The 15,983-nt window shown below is 32.0% G+C and carries 20 protein-coding genes; 6 read left to right on the top strand and 14 right to left on the bottom strand.

What is annotated here, in order from left to right; all coding sequences use genetic code 11:
* Nucleotides 1–14: 14 nt before the first annotated feature.
* From MEFER_RS07590 to MEFER_RS07575, 4 genes are all read left to right on the top strand, one after another.
* On the top strand, nucleotides 15–1,319 hold the full coding sequence (locus MEFER_RS07590; RefSeq protein ID WP_015792038.1) for an NCS2 family permease: 1,305 nt from the start codon (nucleotides 15–17) through the stop codon (nucleotides 1,317–1,319).
* A gap of 58 nt (nucleotides 1,320–1,377) precedes the next feature.
* Entirely contained in the window at nucleotides 1,378–1,680 is a 303-nt protein-coding gene (locus MEFER_RS07585) for a NifB/NifX family molybdenum-iron cluster-binding protein (RefSeq protein ID WP_015792037.1), read from the top strand.
* An 88-nt stretch (nucleotides 1,681–1,768) separates the two neighbouring features.
* Nucleotides 1,769–2,110: a prefoldin subunit beta gene (locus MEFER_RS07580; RefSeq protein ID WP_015792036.1), complete on the top strand. Its 342-nt coding sequence runs from the start codon at nucleotides 1,769–1,771 to the stop codon at nucleotides 2,108–2,110.
* 83 nt (nucleotides 2,111–2,193) lie between these two features.
* Nucleotides 2,194–3,183: a DHH family phosphoesterase gene (locus tag MEFER_RS07575; protein ID WP_015792035.1), complete on the top strand. Its 990-nt coding sequence runs from the start codon at nucleotides 2,194–2,196 to the stop codon at nucleotides 3,181–3,183.
* Here the strand turns inward: MEFER_RS07575 and MEFER_RS07570 are convergent.
* The 6 genes from MEFER_RS07570 to MEFER_RS07550 form a co-directional block, all read right to left on the bottom strand.
* On the bottom strand, nucleotides 3,180–3,524 hold the full coding sequence (locus tag MEFER_RS07570) for a DsrE/DsrF/TusD sulfur relay family protein (RefSeq protein ID WP_015792034.1): 345 nt from the start codon (nucleotides 3,522–3,524) through the stop codon (nucleotides 3,180–3,182). The genes MEFER_RS07575 and MEFER_RS07570 overlap by 4 nt on opposite strands.
* 9 nt (nucleotides 3,525–3,533) lie before the next feature.
* Nucleotides 3,534–3,749 (bottom strand): sulfurtransferase TusA family protein, encoded by a 216-nt coding sequence (locus MEFER_RS07565; RefSeq protein WP_015792033.1) that lies wholly within the window; start codon nucleotides 3,747–3,749, stop codon nucleotides 3,534–3,536.
* 180 nt (nucleotides 3,750–3,929) lie between these two features.
* Nucleotides 3,930–4,100 (bottom strand): hypothetical protein, encoded by a 171-nt coding sequence (locus tag MEFER_RS08445; protein ID WP_015792032.1) that lies wholly within the window; start codon nucleotides 4,098–4,100, stop codon nucleotides 3,930–3,932.
* A gap of 359 nt (nucleotides 4,101–4,459) precedes the next feature.
* A complete protein-coding gene (gene hypD, locus MEFER_RS07560; RefSeq protein WP_015792031.1) occupies nucleotides 4,460–5,536 on the bottom strand; it encodes a hydrogenase formation protein HypD in 1,077 nt (358 codons plus the stop codon).
* Nucleotides 5,529–6,260, bottom strand: coding sequence for a uroporphyrinogen-III synthase (locus MEFER_RS07555; protein ID WP_015792030.1), 732 nt, complete (start codon nucleotides 6,258–6,260; stop codon nucleotides 5,529–5,531). Before MEFER_RS07555 ends, hypD begins: the two co-directional genes overlap by 8 nt.
* A complete protein-coding gene (locus tag MEFER_RS07550; protein WP_015792029.1) occupies nucleotides 6,257–6,922 on the bottom strand; it encodes a hypothetical protein in 666 nt (221 codons plus the stop codon). Before MEFER_RS07550 ends, MEFER_RS07555 begins: the two co-directional genes overlap by 4 nt.
* A 67-nt stretch (nucleotides 6,923–6,989) precedes the next feature.
* Here MEFER_RS07550 and MEFER_RS07545 point away from each other — a divergent pair, with 67 nt between their 5' ends.
* On the top strand, nucleotides 6,990–8,345 hold the full coding sequence (locus tag MEFER_RS07545; RefSeq protein WP_157200692.1) for a TldD/PmbA family protein: 1,356 nt from the start codon (nucleotides 6,990–6,992) through the stop codon (nucleotides 8,343–8,345).
* A 72-nt stretch (nucleotides 8,346–8,417) separates the two neighbouring features.
* Complete coding sequence (locus tag MEFER_RS07540; protein ID WP_015792027.1) at nucleotides 8,418–8,690, top strand: ACT domain-containing protein; 273 nt, start codon at nucleotides 8,418–8,420, stop codon at nucleotides 8,688–8,690.
* Nucleotides 8,691–8,710: 20 nt separating this feature from the next.
* Here MEFER_RS07540 and taw2 read toward each other — a convergent pair whose 3' ends face one another.
* The 8 genes from taw2 to MEFER_RS07505 form a co-directional block, all read right to left on the bottom strand.
* On the bottom strand, nucleotides 8,711–9,454 hold the full coding sequence (gene taw2 / locus MEFER_RS07535) for a tRNA(Phe) (4-demethylwyosine(37)-C(7)) aminocarboxypropyltransferase Taw2 (RefSeq protein WP_015792026.1): 744 nt from the start codon (nucleotides 9,452–9,454) through the stop codon (nucleotides 8,711–8,713).
* 4 nt (nucleotides 9,455–9,458) lie between these two features.
* The gene (locus MEFER_RS07530; RefSeq protein ID WP_015792025.1) at nucleotides 9,459–10,400 is read right to left on the bottom strand and encodes a hypothetical protein; all 942 of its coding nucleotides are present in this window, start codon (nucleotides 10,398–10,400) and stop codon (nucleotides 9,459–9,461) included.
* A 26-nt stretch (nucleotides 10,401–10,426) separates the two neighbouring features.
* Nucleotides 10,427–11,731 carry an aspartate--tRNA(Asn) ligase gene (gene aspS / locus MEFER_RS07525; protein WP_015792024.1) on the bottom strand — a complete coding sequence of 435 codons (1,305 nt, stop codon included), beginning with the start codon at nucleotides 11,729–11,731 and terminating at the stop codon, nucleotides 10,427–10,429.
* 163 nt (nucleotides 11,732–11,894) lie between these two features.
* Nucleotides 11,895–13,694, bottom strand: coding sequence for a beta-propeller domain-containing protein (locus MEFER_RS07520; RefSeq protein ID WP_015792023.1), 1,800 nt, complete (start codon nucleotides 13,692–13,694; stop codon nucleotides 11,895–11,897).
* A 112-nt stretch (nucleotides 13,695–13,806) separates the two neighbouring features.
* Nucleotides 13,807–14,202, bottom strand: a complete 396-nt coding sequence (locus MEFER_RS07515; RefSeq protein WP_015792022.1) for a Zn-ribbon domain-containing OB-fold protein — start codon at nucleotides 14,200–14,202, stop codon at nucleotides 13,807–13,809.
* 188 nt (nucleotides 14,203–14,390) lie between these two features.
* Nucleotides 14,391–14,564 carry a CooT family nickel-binding protein gene (locus MEFER_RS08305; RefSeq protein ID WP_083767093.1) on the bottom strand — a complete coding sequence of 58 codons (174 nt, stop codon included), beginning with the start codon at nucleotides 14,562–14,564 and terminating at the stop codon, nucleotides 14,391–14,393.
* Nucleotides 14,565–14,582: 18 nt separating this feature from the next.
* Nucleotides 14,583–14,774, bottom strand: coding sequence for a hypothetical protein (locus MEFER_RS07510; RefSeq protein ID WP_015792020.1), 192 nt, complete (start codon nucleotides 14,772–14,774; stop codon nucleotides 14,583–14,585).
* Nucleotides 14,775–14,787: 13 nt separating this feature from the next.
* Nucleotides 14,788–15,966 (bottom strand): thiolase domain-containing protein, encoded by a 1,179-nt coding sequence (locus MEFER_RS07505; protein ID WP_015792019.1) that lies wholly within the window; start codon nucleotides 15,964–15,966, stop codon nucleotides 14,788–14,790.
* Nucleotides 15,967–15,983 lie beyond the last annotated feature (17 nt).

Below are 15,983 nucleotides of genomic sequence, written 5' to 3'. Positions count from 1 at the left end.
GTTGGGTGGTGAAAATGAAATTTATTGAAAAGTATTTTGAGTTCGAAAAATATGGAACCAACTTAAAAATAGAAACGCTCGCAGGAATAACAACGTTTATGACAATGGCATATATAATATTTGTTAATCCACAAATTTTAAGCGTTGCTGGAATGGATTTTGGAGCTGTCATGGTTGCCACATGTATAGCATCGGCAATGGCTACGTTAATTATGGGTTTGTATGCTAAATACCCATTTGCCCTAGCTCCAGGAATGGGTCTTAACGCTTACTTTACATATGGAGTTTGTTTGGGTATGGGTGTTGATTGGAGAGTTGCTTTAGGGGCTGTTTTTATCTCTGGAGTGTTGTTTATAATCTTAACATTAACAAAAATAAGGACTTGGATTTTTAACGTTATACCAAACGCTATAAAATACGGAACTGCTGTTGGTATTGGGCTTTTTATTGCATTTATTGGGCTGAGAAATGCAGGTATTATTGTTGATAGTGAAGCCACATTGGTTACATTAGGAAATTTGATGGAGCCATCCACATTGTTGGCGTTGTTTGGAATATTTTTAACATCAATCTTAGTTAGTAGAAATGTAATTGGAGCTATTTTAATCGGAATTATTGTAACCTCATTGATAGGGATGATATTAGGTGTTTCACCATTCCCAGAAGGAATTGTATCAATGCCTCCATCCGTAGCTCCAACATTTCTACAGCTTGATGTAATGGGAGCTCTAAACTTAGGGTTATTGACAATTGTCTTAGCATTCTTCTTTGTTGATATGTTCGATACATTGGGAACATTAAGTGCATTAGCTTCACAGGCTGGATATTTGGATAAGGATGGAAAACTACCAAGAGTTGAAGAAGCATTAATGGCAGATGCTACTGGAACAGTTGTTGGTTCTTTATTTGGAACCTCCACTGTAACAACTTATATAGAGTCTGCAAGCGGTATTGCACTTGGAGGGAGAACAGGTTTTGTTTCAGTAATTGTAGCAGCTTTATTTTTGCTATCCTTATTCTTCTACCCGGTAGTTAAGGCAATTCCACCTTACGCTACAGCAGCAGCTCTTGTTATCGTAGGGGCTTTAATGATAAAATCCATAAAGAATATTGATCTTGAGGACTACACAGAATCAATTCCTGCATTCATAACTCTATTAACAATTCCTCTAACCTATAGTATAGCTACAGGACTTGCTTTAGGATTCATTAGCTATCCAATCTTAAAGGTATTCACGGGAAGGTGGAGAGAAGTTCACTGGCTTGTTTATGTTTTAGCTGCAATATTTGCCTTGAGATTTGTCTACCTCTCAGGATAAAGTATTTATAAAATCAATATTTTTAAATTATTTTTTAACAGACGTGTGAGTTGGGACTATGAAAATAGCTGTTTCAATGGATGTTGATAAAATTAGCGACAGTTTTGAAGACTGTAAGTATTTTTTAATTTTTAGGATGGAGGATAATGAAATAAAAGGAACAAAAGTTATTTTTAATGATGAAAATATTCAAAAAGCTCTTATAAAAGAAAAAATTAACGCACTTATATGTAAAAGCATAAATGAGGAGAACTACAAAAAATTTAGTAAGAAAATAGATATTTATCATGCAGAAGGGGATAGCGTTGATAAAAACATCTCCCTATTTGTTGAGGGCAAGTTAAATAAAATAATTCAATAAATTTTTAGAATTAAATAAAATTGGAAAGATTTTTATATTATTTCCCATTATTTTAATATCAACTAAATATTAACTTGAGGTGACTATTATGGAATTACCACCACAAATCCAAGCTCAGTTAATGCAGTTGCAGCAGTTGCAGCAACAATTACAGATGATTTTAATGCAGAAACAAGGTGTAGAGACTGAATTAAAAGAAAGTAAAAAAGCTTTAGAAGAATTGGAAAAATCTACAAGTGATGAAGTCTATAAATTAGTTGGGGGGTTATTTGTTAAGAGAAAAAAAGATGAAGTTAAAAAAGAATTGGAAGAAAAAATTGAAACATTGGAGTTGAGGGTAAAAACATTAGAAAAACAGGAAGAAAAAATACAATCAAGATTAAAAGAATTACAGGAAAAATTACAAAAAATGATACCTACAGCACAATAAATAATTTTTCTTTTAATTTTTAAGTTTTTAATTATTTTAAATTTTCAAAATTTTAAGAAGTTTATTTTTTTATGGTGGGTGAAATGGAGCTATTAGATTATTTAAAAAGAGATGAGATTCTTTTTTTATGTCATCACAATGCAGACCCCGATGCAATCGGGAGCTGCATAGCTTTAAAATATTTAGCTTCTCAATTAAATCCAAAGGGAAAGTTCAGGATTTCAGCAGATTCCGTTAGTAAGGTTTCAAGAAACATTTTAAATGAAATTGGAGAAAAAGTGGATGTTGAGGTTTATCCTAAACTACCAGAAACTGTGTTTATAGTTGATACTGCTTCAATAAATCAATTAAAGGTTAATTTTGATGAGTTAAAGGAGAAAGAGGTTATTTTGATAGATCATCACAAAAAAACCGATTTGGCGGATATCTGCAAGTATTATATAATTAAGGAGGATTATCCATCAACATCTGAAATCATAGCAGAGATTTTTAAGGAGTTGAATATATTTCCACCAAAGAATATCAGAATAGCTTTATTATGTGGAATTGTCTATGACACTAAGCATTTAAAGTTAGCCAAGCCAAAAACATTTGAGTTAATCAGTTATTTAATAAAAGACATAAGCTTCCAAAAGATTTTGTATTTATTATCTCAGGAGAGCGATGCAAGTAAGAGAACAGCCCATTTAAAGGCATGTAGTAGGATGGAGATTAGAGAGTTTGACAAGCTCAGAATAGCTTTATCTCACGTTAGTTCTCATGAGGCCTCATGTGCAAAAACAATTGTAAGTATTGGGGCAGATATAGCATTTGTTGTAGCTGTTAGGAAAAAGGAAGGGGAGATTAGAGTTAGTGCAAGATGTAGGAAGCATGTTTCTAAGTATGTGCATTTAGGTAATTTAATGGAAAAGATTGGGAAAGAGTTGGGAGGAAGTGGTGGGGGGCATGGTGAAGCTGGTGGGTTAAATGTCCCTTATGATAAAAGTAAAAGTAAAGAGAAGGTTATAAAAGAAGTTTTAAACCTTTGTTATAAAAGATTTGTAGAGGAATATAAAAAAGCAAAACAAAATTAGAATGTAACTACGTTATCACTTTCTTTAACAAAGGCAACTAAGTCGTGCATTGTAGCTAATTGAACTCCTTCAATTAAATCCTCTTCTTTTAAACCTCTTGCTTTACAGCAAGGTCCACAAGCTTTAACAACAGCCCCTAACTCAATTGCATTCTTCAACAGCTCTGAATAGTTTGGCATTTCTGAAGGATTTTGCTCCTTTTTAGCAACATAAACTCCGTTCTCAATTAAGAAGATATTTACATCAATCCCTTCCAATAAAGCTGTTAATGCAAATCTCAACCCTGAGTAAGCTCTCTCCTTTCCATAAGGAGCTTCTGTAATAATTACTGTAAATTTCACTTTTTCACCTTATTTTCTTATTACAATTCTAAATCCATTTTCTGTTTCTTCAGCAGAAACTACTGTGTATCCATTATTTTCAGCAAATCTTTTTATGTTTTCCAATGCTGGTTTGTAATCACCAACAACTTCTAACTCCTCCCCTTCATTTAATTCTTCTAAAGCTTTTTTTGTTTTTAAAACTGGAACTGGGCAAATATCTCCAGTAACATCAAGTTTTTTCATAACCTCACCATAAAATTTTTTAATAGAAATATGTTTAAAAAATATAAAAAATTAATCTGAAAATTCTTTAATTACATATTGGTTATTAAATTTTCTAATATCTAATTTTGTAATGATAGATAATGACAATTTATCCTTAAAAATAGTCCAAACTATTTTTATTCTGTAAATTTTCACAATTTAGAATAAAATAGGTGCAACAGCAGATATTATAACTAATCCAGCTAATACATATCCCATGAATTTTGTTGCTTCGCTACCTCTGTATGATCTCGTTAAATCTCTCTTTATATTCTCCAATTCTTCAAGCTCTTGATTAACCATATGTAGGTAGTGCATCTTTGCGTTCATAGTATCACCCCATTACTTCATTGTTTTCACTTATATCATTGAAAAAACTAATATATATTCTTTTTTGCTCATGAACAATCATGATAAATGTCTTTAATGAAAAATAATGACAAATTGCCTTTAATCTATAATGATAAATCATGATAAATTTAGATGCATATAAAAAAGCAATAACACCATAAGGGATTTACCCCATTGATATGAAACTTTTAGTAAAAAAGTTCTATCAAATAAAAGAGAATAATACAATAGAACGACGGAAATTCTTCTATTAGATGCTCAAATAAGAGACATTATGAAGGGCTGAAAGCCATTCCTTAATGCATCCGTTTTGATCAACCTTTTAGTAAAAGGTTGAACTAAATCCTCTGATATTTGTAAAATATTCTACATGTCCCTTCATCTGATACCATACAGCTGCCAACTGGATTTAATGGCGTGCAAACCTTTCCAAATAATGGGCAGTCAGTTGGAAGCTTTTCTCCTCTTAAAATCTTATCGCATATACAGCCCTTAGGAACTTTTTCTTTAATTTCAGGAATATCTTCATGCTCATAAATATCAAATTTCCTATACTCTTCCCTTAATCCAAAACCGCCATTTTTAACAACTGGGAATCCTCTCCAAGGAATATCTATACTTTCAAAAACCTCATTTATTATTTTTTGAGCTAAAACATTACCCTCTGGCTTTACAACCCTCGTATATTCATTTTCAACCTTTGCCTCTCCATTTATAACTTGTCTTAAAATCATAATTATTGCCATTAACACGTCAACTGGCTCAAATCCTGCAACAACCATTGGAGCGTTATATTTTTTACATGGCTCGTAATAAGGCTTTAAACCAGTTATAGTTGAAACATGCCCTGGGCAGATAAAGGCATCCAAATAAACGCCCTCGCTTAACAAAAACTCCATTACAGGAGGGGTTTGCCTATGGCAGTTTAGTATAAAAAAGTTGTCAATATCTTTATTTTTTAAATTTATTAGCTCAGCTCCCGTTGTTGGAGCTGTAGTTTCAAAACCAATTGCTACAAAAACAAATTTTTTGTCCTTTTCTTTTTTAGCCATTTTTACAGCTTCACTTATACTGTATACAATCCTAACATCACAGCCTTCAGATTGCTTTTCCATCAAAGATTTTTCACTTCCTGGAACTCTATACATATCCCCAAGTGTTGTTATAACATAACCTTTATCTGCCAAATATATAGCTGTATCAATCTCTTTTTGAGTTGTTACGCAAACAGGACAGCCAGGACCTGGAACAACGGATATATTTTCAGGCAATACATCCCTAATTCCATATTTACAGATTGTATGCTCATGGCTTCCACAAACGTGCATAATCTTTAAACTATCAACCTTCTCAGCGAGTTTGTTTATCTTCTCTACAGCTTTTTTTATAATGACCCTATCGTTTAAGTTAATCATTCTTTCCCTCTTTAATCATTTTAATAACTTCTAAAATCCCTTCAATTGTATATATTTTTGGAATTAATGGTTTAAATCCAAATTCTTCAATAACTTTTGCTGTTATCGGTCCTATAGCAACTATGTAATTATTTTTTATAATCTCGGCAAATTCATCATCAACGTATTTAAAAAAGTTTTTAGCTGTTAATCCACTTGTAAATGTTAAGATAAACCTCTCATCCTTTATATTTTCTTTTAATTTTTCAATATTTTCCTTTAGATTTTCAGGCTCAACTGATTTATACACAAACAGTAAATCGGCATTTAGGTTATTTTTTAAAACATCTCTTGTTGATGGTGTTGTGGGAATTAAAAATTTATCATCACTTTTGGCGGTTTTTTTAATCTCTTCTAAAAGAGATTCTGCAGTGTATTCTTTTGGCATTACATCAACTTCTCTACCAAAATATTCTTTAAAAGCTTTTGCGGTTTTTTCTCCAATAACAGCGATTTTTTTATTTTTTACCTCTTCCCTCTGGGCTTCCTCAATTATATTATATAGGCCAATAACTCCACTCGGAGATGTAAAAACTATCCAATCATAATTATCTAAATTAACTTTTATATCTTTATTGTATATTAATTCCAAAGTTGGAAATATTATCGGCTCAAATCCTTCTTTTTTCAATAATTTAGAAAACACATCAGCCCTTTCTTTAGGTCTTGTTATTACAACCTTCATGATATCCCATTGTTCATTAAATCCAAGTTTATTCCATTAAACTCCAAATAAACACAAACTTTATCTCCCATGTTAATTACTTCACAGCTAACAGCATTTGTTTCCTGTAGAAGTTTATCTTCAAGCATTTCAGTATTAATTTCAGAATAATCAGATTTTTTAAAAACATATACAACATGAGTTTTATTTGTCTTCAAATCATAATATATACCTATTGCATAATCTTGTTTATATATAATGACATCCTTATAATCTTGTGGAATTGTGCTGATTAAATCATTTATTTCCGCTTTACCAAAATCAGATTCGCTTGGATTTGTTATTAAAACTCCGTTGTAATATTCAAAGTTCTCAATTGGAATATATTTAACTAAAAATCCTAATGGCATTTTAATTCCAACACTTCCATGATCTCCAATATAAATGCCGTTAATAAAAATCAAAGATTCTTTAAGTATTTCTGGAACATTTTGGATATTACCAGAGTCTTTAAGTATCATGAGAGTTTTATGATCTATATAAACGAATTCTTTAAATGGTGAATTTTTTACAACCTCATTAACATTTTCTGCTCCTCCTATATTCTCATATAAGTATATTCCCAAAATAGCCAAGGGCAGGATATTTATTATTATAAATAAAATTACTGCTGTCTTTCTCATCTAACCACCATAAAACATTATGCTAATAAAATATTCAAAAAAATTATATTTTAGTATTGGTGATATCATGCTCAATTTGGAAAAAATTGAAAAATTATTGGAAGTAGGCGATTATGCAGATATAAGAATAAATATAGGGGAGAGTAACTCAATAACATTAAAAGATGGTAAGATAGAAGAAATCTCTTCAGGTTTTGGGAATGGTGTAGCTGTTAGAGTTTTATATAAAAATGGGTGGGGATTTATTACTTCAAATATAGTAAATGAAGAAGAGATTGAAAAACTAATAGATAAAGCGTATAAAATGGCTAAAATTTCAAATGAGTATTCTGAAAAAGAAGTTGTTTTAAAAGATTATAAGGCGATAGTGGATAACTATAAAATGATTGGGAAAATAAATCCTGTTAATGTTGATATTGAAGAGAAGAAAGAAATTGTTATAGATACATATAAAAACATGCTTAATGAAAAAATTAAAAGTGTTTCCGTTAGTTATTCGGATGTATTTGGGAAAAAGATATTTTTAAACAGTGAAGGTTCAAGAATTGAGGGGGATATAACAAGATGTATAATGTACATGAACTGTGTTGCTAAGGAAAATGGAAATCTACAATTTGGTGCTGAGAGAACTGGTGGATTTGGATTTGAGAAAATAAAAGATGAGTATTTAAATTTAGCTTTAGAGGCAAAAAATAGAGCTTTAAGATTATTGAAAGCAAAACCATGCCCAAAAGGTAAGTTTAAAGTAATATTAGACCCTGAATTGGCTGGAGTATTTATACATGAAGCAGTAGGACATGCTGCAGAGGCTGATTTAGTTTTACAAAACGATAGCGTATTTAAAGATAAGTTAAATAAAGAGGTAGGAAGTGAGTATGTAACAGTTATAGATGATGCTACAGTTGATGAAGCTTTCGGTTCCTACAAGTATGACGATGAGGGAGTTAAAGGAATGAGAACTGTTATCATTGAAAATGGAATTTTAAAAACATATTTGCATTCAAGAGAAACTGCTGGAAGGATGGATGCTGAGCTAACAGGAAATGGTAGAGCTGAAGGCTTAAGTAAGCCTATTGTAAGGATGAGCAACACCTTTATAAAACCCGGAGATTGGAACTTTGAAGAGCTTTTAGAAGATACAAAAGAAGGAATATTTTTAAGAGGTTCAAGAGGCGGGCAAGTTGATACAGGAAAAGGATTATTCCAGTTTAGCGCTGTTGAAGCATATTTAATTGAAAATGGTGAGCTAACTCAAGTTTTAAAAGATGCTGGATTGAGTGGAGAAATTTTAGATATTTTATTTAAAGTTGATGCCGTTACGGATGATTTCAAGTTGAGTGTTGGGTATTGTGGTAAGTATGGGCAGAGTGTCCCTGTTGGTGATGGTGGGGGATGTGTTAGAACTATAGCTACGATTTCATAAGGTAAAAAAGTTTTTATTATCAAAAACTTATTATCAAAACATAAATTCTATGACAATTAAAAGAGGGAAAAGATGAGCAGAATTGTAGTTTCGGTTATTGGGCAAGATAGGACTGGAATAGTTGCAGGAATTTCAAAAGTTTTGGCTGAAAACAATGCAAACATCTTGGATATAAGTCAAACAATTATGGATAATCTATTTACCATGATCATGCTCGTAGATATATCAAAGGCAAAGGTAGATTTTACAACATTAAAAAAAGAGCTTGAAAAGGCTGGAGATGAATTAGGTGTTAAGGTTATAGTTCAACATGAAGATATATTTAAATATATGCATAGAATCTAATTAACTTTATAATTAAATAATTAAACTTTTTCAAATTCTGCATCTACAACAACATGCCAAACTCCTGGAGCATATTTTTTAATTTTCCTTATTTCATAATTTAAAAGCTTATAACCATTTTTTTCTGCATAAAACTTTAATCTCTCTATAGGTCTCTCATACATAATCTTCTCAGCAACCGTCTCATGATAATGTATAACCCCCCTATCCTTTAAAAACTCAAAAGCCTTGTCTAAAAATTTGTGAGTTTTATGAACATAGCCCATAATAACTCTATCAGCAACATCCTTTAATTCAACAGCCCTATTATCAGCTAAAATTGGAACTACATTGTTTAATTTATTTAGCTTAATATTTTCACATAAATAATGATAAGCAGTTGGATTTTTTTCAATTGCATAAATCAATTTTGGTTTTGAATACTTAGCCATTGGAATTGTAAAATATCCAATTCCTGCAAACATATCAACAACTACCTCATTTTCATTGCTTATATGTGCCATCCTCTTCCTTTCCTCAATATTTCCTTGACTCCACATAATTTTAGCTACATCTAACTTAAACAAACAGCCATATTCTTTATGTATTGTTTCCGTCCCATTACCATATAAAATTTTTACATGTGGAGTTCTAAACTCCCCAGTTATTTGGGTAGTGTATAGCAAAATAGTTTTACATTTTGTTTTATTTACAATTTCTTTAATCTCCTCCTCATTCAATTCTTTTTTTACTACAACAATATCTCCAATTTTTTGATATTTCATGGTATCACAAAGCTAAACTTATAATTATTATAAAAACCACTGTTATCAAAACCCTAACAGCTGTTGATATCATCATTATATTGAAGCCATCCTTAAACCCATATATGCCCATGTAATAAGGAGCTAAAAATCTTAAAGCAGGAATGCTTGACAATACAGAGCCCAAAAGTAAAGATCTAAAAACTTCGAGCTCATTTAAAATACCTTTATTTAAAAATTCTCCAGCTAAGACATAAGCCCCTATGTAGTTAATTGGTTGTGTAACTGCCACGGTAATTTCTTCAACAGAAAATGGCAAACTATAGGCGGTGTTTTTTATAATTTCAGTTAGATAGCTGAAAAATCCTAACTCTATTAAAAACGATGTGATAAAAGAGGCGATAATTATATCCCTTATGATTGGAATCCCATATTTCAAAGTGTTTTTAAAAGCTTTATAAAAAACATCCTTATTTAGCCTTATCTTTTTATCAACATTTTCTTCCTTGTATTTTCTACTTTTTAACGTTATTTTCCCAACAATTATAAAAATCATCGTCTGAATAAATCCAATTAAAACCAAGATTATAAAATAAACTACTCCAAAAAATCCTAAAGTAGCTATTAATATTGGAAGTAAAGAATCCCAATGCCTAAGAATGGCTGGAAACGCATCTATTAAAGATGAGATGTAAAGCTCTTTTTTGTTTATAATTCCTTTTTTATAAAAATCAACGAGCATTATATTTGCCATTCTTGGTTCAATAAAAGAGGTTGTTATTGCCAACCCACACTCTTCTGGAAGATTTGCAATTTTTGTAAACACCCTCCCAATAAAATAGATTTTTTTAATTATATTTCCTTCTATTAAAATTTGGGAAATAAACAAACCAATAATAAGTGTTGGTATGCTGTAATACAAAAAAGTAAGTGTCAATGAGAAAATTTGGATGATTTTGGCAATCATAATCATCTCATTTTTAAAATATTGGATTATGGAGTTAATCTCTGCCTATCTCTTGGGAATAATACACACTCTCTAATGTTCTCTTGCTGTGTCAAAACCATTGTAAATCTGTCAGCTCCTAATCCCCAACCAGCGTGTGGTGGCATTCCATATTTAAATGCCTCTAAATAGTATGTAAACCCATCTGGATTTAACCCTTTCTTCTTAATATTCTCAACTAACAAATCATATAAATGAATTCTCTGAGCTCCTGAAGAGATCTCCAAATCTTTATACATTAAATCAAATGCCTTACATATATTTGGATTCTTTTCATCAGGCATTGTGTAAAATGGTCTTGTTTCTGATGGCCAGTCGGTTATGAAGTATAAACCTCCCATTTCCTCTCCAATAACCTTTTCAGCCTCTCTACTTAAATCCTCTCCCCACTCTATCTCAACACCCTTTGCATTTGCAATATCGATAGCTTCATCATAAGTAATTCTATCAAACTTTTCTGGTGGTAATTCAAATTCTATTCCTAACGTTTCAATCTCTCTCTTTCTATTTTCATAAACATCTAAGAATGCATTATAAACAACCTTCTCCAACATCTCCATAGCATCTTTGTCATCAGCAAATGCCATTTCAATGTCTATTGAAGTTGCCTCGTTTAAATGCCTTCTTGTGTTGTGTTCTTCAGCCCTAAATATTGGTGCTATTTCGAAAACCCTATCCAATCCAGTAGCCATTAACATCTGCTTATACAACTGAGGACTTTGCCCTAAAAATGCCTCTCTCTCAAAGTATGAGATTGGGAAAAGCTCTGTTCCTCCTTCAGTACAACTTGCCACCAATTTTGGTGTATTAACCTCAATAAATCCTTCCTCATAAAGTGTTTTTCTTACAGATCTTAACATTTCACTTCTAATTTTAAATATTGCTTGGATTTTAGGCCTTCTTAAATCTAAAAATCTGTTTTCTAATCTTGTATCTAACTCAGCTGGAACTTTTTCAGCAGGATCTAAAGGCAAAGGTCTTTGAGCGGTGTTTAAAACTTCTAATTCCAATGGAAGTATTTCAAATCCATTTGGTGCTTTCTCATTTGCTACAACTTTTCCTCTAACAGCTATAACATCCTCAGCTCCAAGTTTTTTTATTTGGCTAAATAATTCATCCCCAACTTTTTGTTTTGGTGCTACAATTTGAACCATTCCTTCTCTATCTCTCAAGATAACAAATATAATCTTCCCTAATGCCCTAATTGAATGAACCCAACCCATTATAACTACTTCTTCTCCATCCATTTCTGGTTTAATGTTTGCTGAATAGTGAGTTCTTTTCCACTTCATCACATCCACCTAAGTCACTGTGTTTCATCAATATAAAACCTCAATGGAACTCTAAGTTTAATAATAGTTTATGCTTTTTATAGTTTCCTAAGCTTTTATATTATCTTTATATTTAAATATACTTGGTCAAAAATAAAAAATAAAAATTTAATTATTTAATGACCTAGGGAGGATAACCTTCAAAATCAAAACTTACCTTTTTAATTAAATGCCAGTTATTTTCATCCAATACGTGCATTTCTGAATAAGAGAAAGTATATAGATAATCATTTATAAACAAAGCTCTCAGTACTGCTGTTTTATGCTTATCATCTTTAACCATCTCTATCTTATTATCTTCAACTTTAAAGATATAAGCATGATTATTGGCTGGGAAGAAGAATATTCTATATTTTTCATCCCATAAAAAGACATGATAATCCCACAATGCTGGGCTCCACCATTCATTCAATTTATATTTATCCACTTCCTTTGGATTTTTTAAATCGGAAATGTCAAATAAAGATATTTTTAGCTTTCCATCATCATCCTTTCCAATGCATATAAATAGGTTATTTCCTATTGGATGCAAATAAGTTGAATAGCCGGGAATCTTTAGCTCTCCTAAAATTTTTGGATTCTTTGGATCTTTTAAATCAACAACCAATAAAGGGTCGGTTTCTTTATAGGTTACAACATATGCCTTATCTCCCATAAATCTAACTGCATAAATTCTCTCTCCCTTCTCCAACCCAGTTAAATTTCCAACGATGTTTAGGTTTTCATCTAAAATATATATGTTATTTGTTGTTTTCTCTCTAAATCTCCAATCCCCTATCGTTGTTGCTATCCTTAAATAACCATTGTATTCATCCATGGCAAAGTTGTTTATCAAATGCCCACTAACCTTTCCGCTTTTAACTTCAAAGTTTTTTAGGTTTATTTTGGCAATGCCAGTAAATTCATACTCTTCCCAATGCTCCTCCAAATAGTTTTCAAAGTCATTTTCCAACTCTTTCATTAAATTATATCTTTTCTCAGATGGTAAAGTATTTAAATACTTTTCAATAGTTTCAGTTATCTCAACATATTTTGCATTATCTCCAAAGTCCTTATTTTCTATAACCTTATTTATTTTATCACTAATCTCCTCTGGGAAATATTTATTTACATTTTCTTTTAAAAAGTCGAGCATAAGCTTTTGCTCATTAGTTTTTAGATGATAAGCAAAATACAAATTATTTTTTGACATATATAATGTTGTCCTATAATTTCCAACAACTGCAACAGAATCTTTAACTTTTCCAGTTTTTACATCTACTTTGCTAATTATATATGTTATATCAAAGTCTCTCGTGTAGATTGGAGGTAGCTCTGGGATGTAATATTTTTCATAGCCAATTTTATACCCATTCCATACAATTGGGCATTCTATAGAGTTATTTCTAACAACCAAATAGAGGTTTCCGTTGTATAATCTTGAATCTACATAGCTACCTTCTAAATCCATCTCCCACAACTTTTTTGGATTTTTTGGATTTGAGATGTTATAAGAGGTTATTTTATCCCAGCCAATAACGATTAAAGTATCATTTATTAAATATAGCCTTCCACTTTGAGAAAGATTATATATTATATCAGCATCTTCTGGAGGTAATGGCTTAATTAAATATGTTTTATAAGAGGAGAAAGCTATAACATTCCCATTAGTTTTTAATATGTCTGCTTCATCAACACCTTTAACTTGAACATTTGTTTCTGAGTATCTTCCTGGTTCGACAGCTTTTTCCTCTGCTGATACGATCTCTCTTGATGCGTAGTAGTTCTGATAGTTTAGATTTAGATTATTTTTAAATTCTTCAAATTTTATTTTTGAATTAGCAGGCATTAATTTAAAATCTTCACTACTTTCAGGTTTTTCAAAACATCCGCAAAAAGAAATTGCTACTAAAATAACCAATCCAAAAATCAATATTTTTTTCATAACTTCACCGATTTATTTTTATATGTTTATATATCCAAAAAAGAATTATAAAAAAGTTTTTATAATTTATTTGAATATATAAATTAATAATATGAAAAAATAAAATAAAAGTTTAGTTTTCAACAGGCTTAAATTTGTAGCCATATGTTATGACTCCATCATCACCATCTTCTTTAATTCTTCTAAACACTACTTCAACAGGCATGCCAATATAAACCTCTTCTGGCTTACAATCTACTATCTGCCCTGTAATTCTTGCTCCTTCTTCCAACTCAATTATGGCTATTACATAAGGAGCCTGTTTTTCAAAATCCTTTGGTGCTACATGGACAATTGAATAAGTATAAACTTTCCCTCTTCCACTCAATTTTATTTCTTCAAACTCTGTTTTTCTTCTACATTTGGGACATATCTCTCTTGAAGGGAAGTAAACAGTCCCACAATTTTTACATTTAACTCCAATTAGGTTATATCTTTCCTTTATGTGTCTCCAACTTCTAACAACCATATTCTCCCTCCCAACCTTTTAGAAAAAGCTTGACCAAAACAGATGCATTAAGGAAGGGCTTTCAACCCTCCATAATGCCTCTTGGATTAAAGTGGAGTTGCCTTTTGGCAACTCCGCTCTGGAGTATAGCAATCGCCAATAGGCGAGTAATGAAATCCGTAGGATTTCATCTGATAGAGGCTATGCCTCTATGCTTCTATGAATATCTTATTTTCATTTAAGTCGATTTTTTTAATCTCCCCAACAAACTCTTTTTTATCCCCAAATAAATCAATTGCTATAATTTTATTCCCATTTTTTTCAACAATCATGACATCTTCCATAACTAACTCTCCATTAAAGTAGAGATTGCAACTGCACATATTATTCACCATAAAAATTTAACTTGCTTCATCCCCTTCCTCTTCAAATTCAACTTCTACCGCTCCATCTTCATATCCATAAAGCTCGTAGATTTTTGATGATATGTATAAATCTATAAGCATGATTAGCCTACACTCCCCTCCAATCCACATTACACAGTTGTCTTTTTTACATATATCCTTAATAAATGGGCAGAACTTTTCTGTCAATCTCTCACGTTCTTTATTTTTTATCAGATAGTATATGGATGCAAACAGTTCCTCCAGTTCCTCCAACGTTTGCAGTAATTCCATATCCGTTTTTAATCTCAACCTGCCTATCTTTAACCTCTTTATCCTGCTTTAACTGCCAGTAAATCTCTCCAACTTGTCTTATTCCTGTTGCTCCTAAAGCGTGTCCAGCAGCTTTCAACCCTCCACTTGGATTTACTGCTGGGAATCCATCATAGTCGATAGCTATCATCTTATCATAAACTACCTTTCCTGCCTCTCCTTTTTTGCAAAAGCCGAGTTCCTCCATCAATATTAAACCATTTATTGCAAAGCAGTCATGAACTTCAGCAACATCTATATCTTTTGGCTCTATATTCGCCATTTTATATGCTTTTTCACTTGCTACTTTAGCAGCTTTCAAAGTTGTTATACTCTCTCTACTATGTAAGGCAATAGTATCTGACGCCTGAACACTCGCTTTAATATAAATAATGTCATCTTTATTTACAAACTCCTTAGCCTTCTCCGCCTCACATACTATAAGAGCGGCAGCTCCATCTGATACTGGGGAACAGTGTAACAACCTTAAAGGTTCAGCAACTGGTGAGGAATTGAGAACTTGCTCCAATGTAACCTTAAATGGAAATTGAGCATACCTATTTTTTGAGGCGTTTTCATGCATAATAACGCTCCACATTGACAACTCTTCCAAAGTTAAGCCGTACTCATACATATACCTCTGAGCCATCATAGCATACAGTGAAGGGAACGTAGCCCCATACAAAGCTTCCCATTCTTGATCTGAGGCAGATGATATAGCTGAAGTTGCATCGACAACATCCGTCATCTTCTCTACTCCACCAACTAAAACTACATCACTCGCCCCACTTGCTACATTTAAAATCGCCTGCCTTAAAGCTAAGCTACCTGATGCACATGCAGCCTCAACCCTTGTTGAAGGGATTGGATTCAAACCTGCATGGTCTGCTATTAATGAAGCTATATGTTCCTGCCCAACAAACAAACCAGCACTCATATTTCCAACGTACATTTCATCTATATCCTTTCCATCAATACCTGCTGCTTCAACTGCCTTAACTCCAGCTTCAACAATTAAACTTCTAAAGCTTCTTTCCCATAATTCACCAAACTTTGTTTGCCCATATCCAATAATAGCAACATCTCTCATTCTTCCACCTTTTAATT

The sequence above is a fragment of the Methanocaldococcus fervens AG86 genome, assembly GCF_000023985.1.
In the GTDB taxonomy this organism is placed as follows: domain Archaea; phylum AGJL01; class Methanococci; order Methanococcales; family Methanocaldococcaceae; genus Methanocaldococcus; species Methanocaldococcus fervens.
Note: the sequence above shows the minus strand (reverse complement) of the source record. Positions and strands in the feature narration are given on the sequence as shown.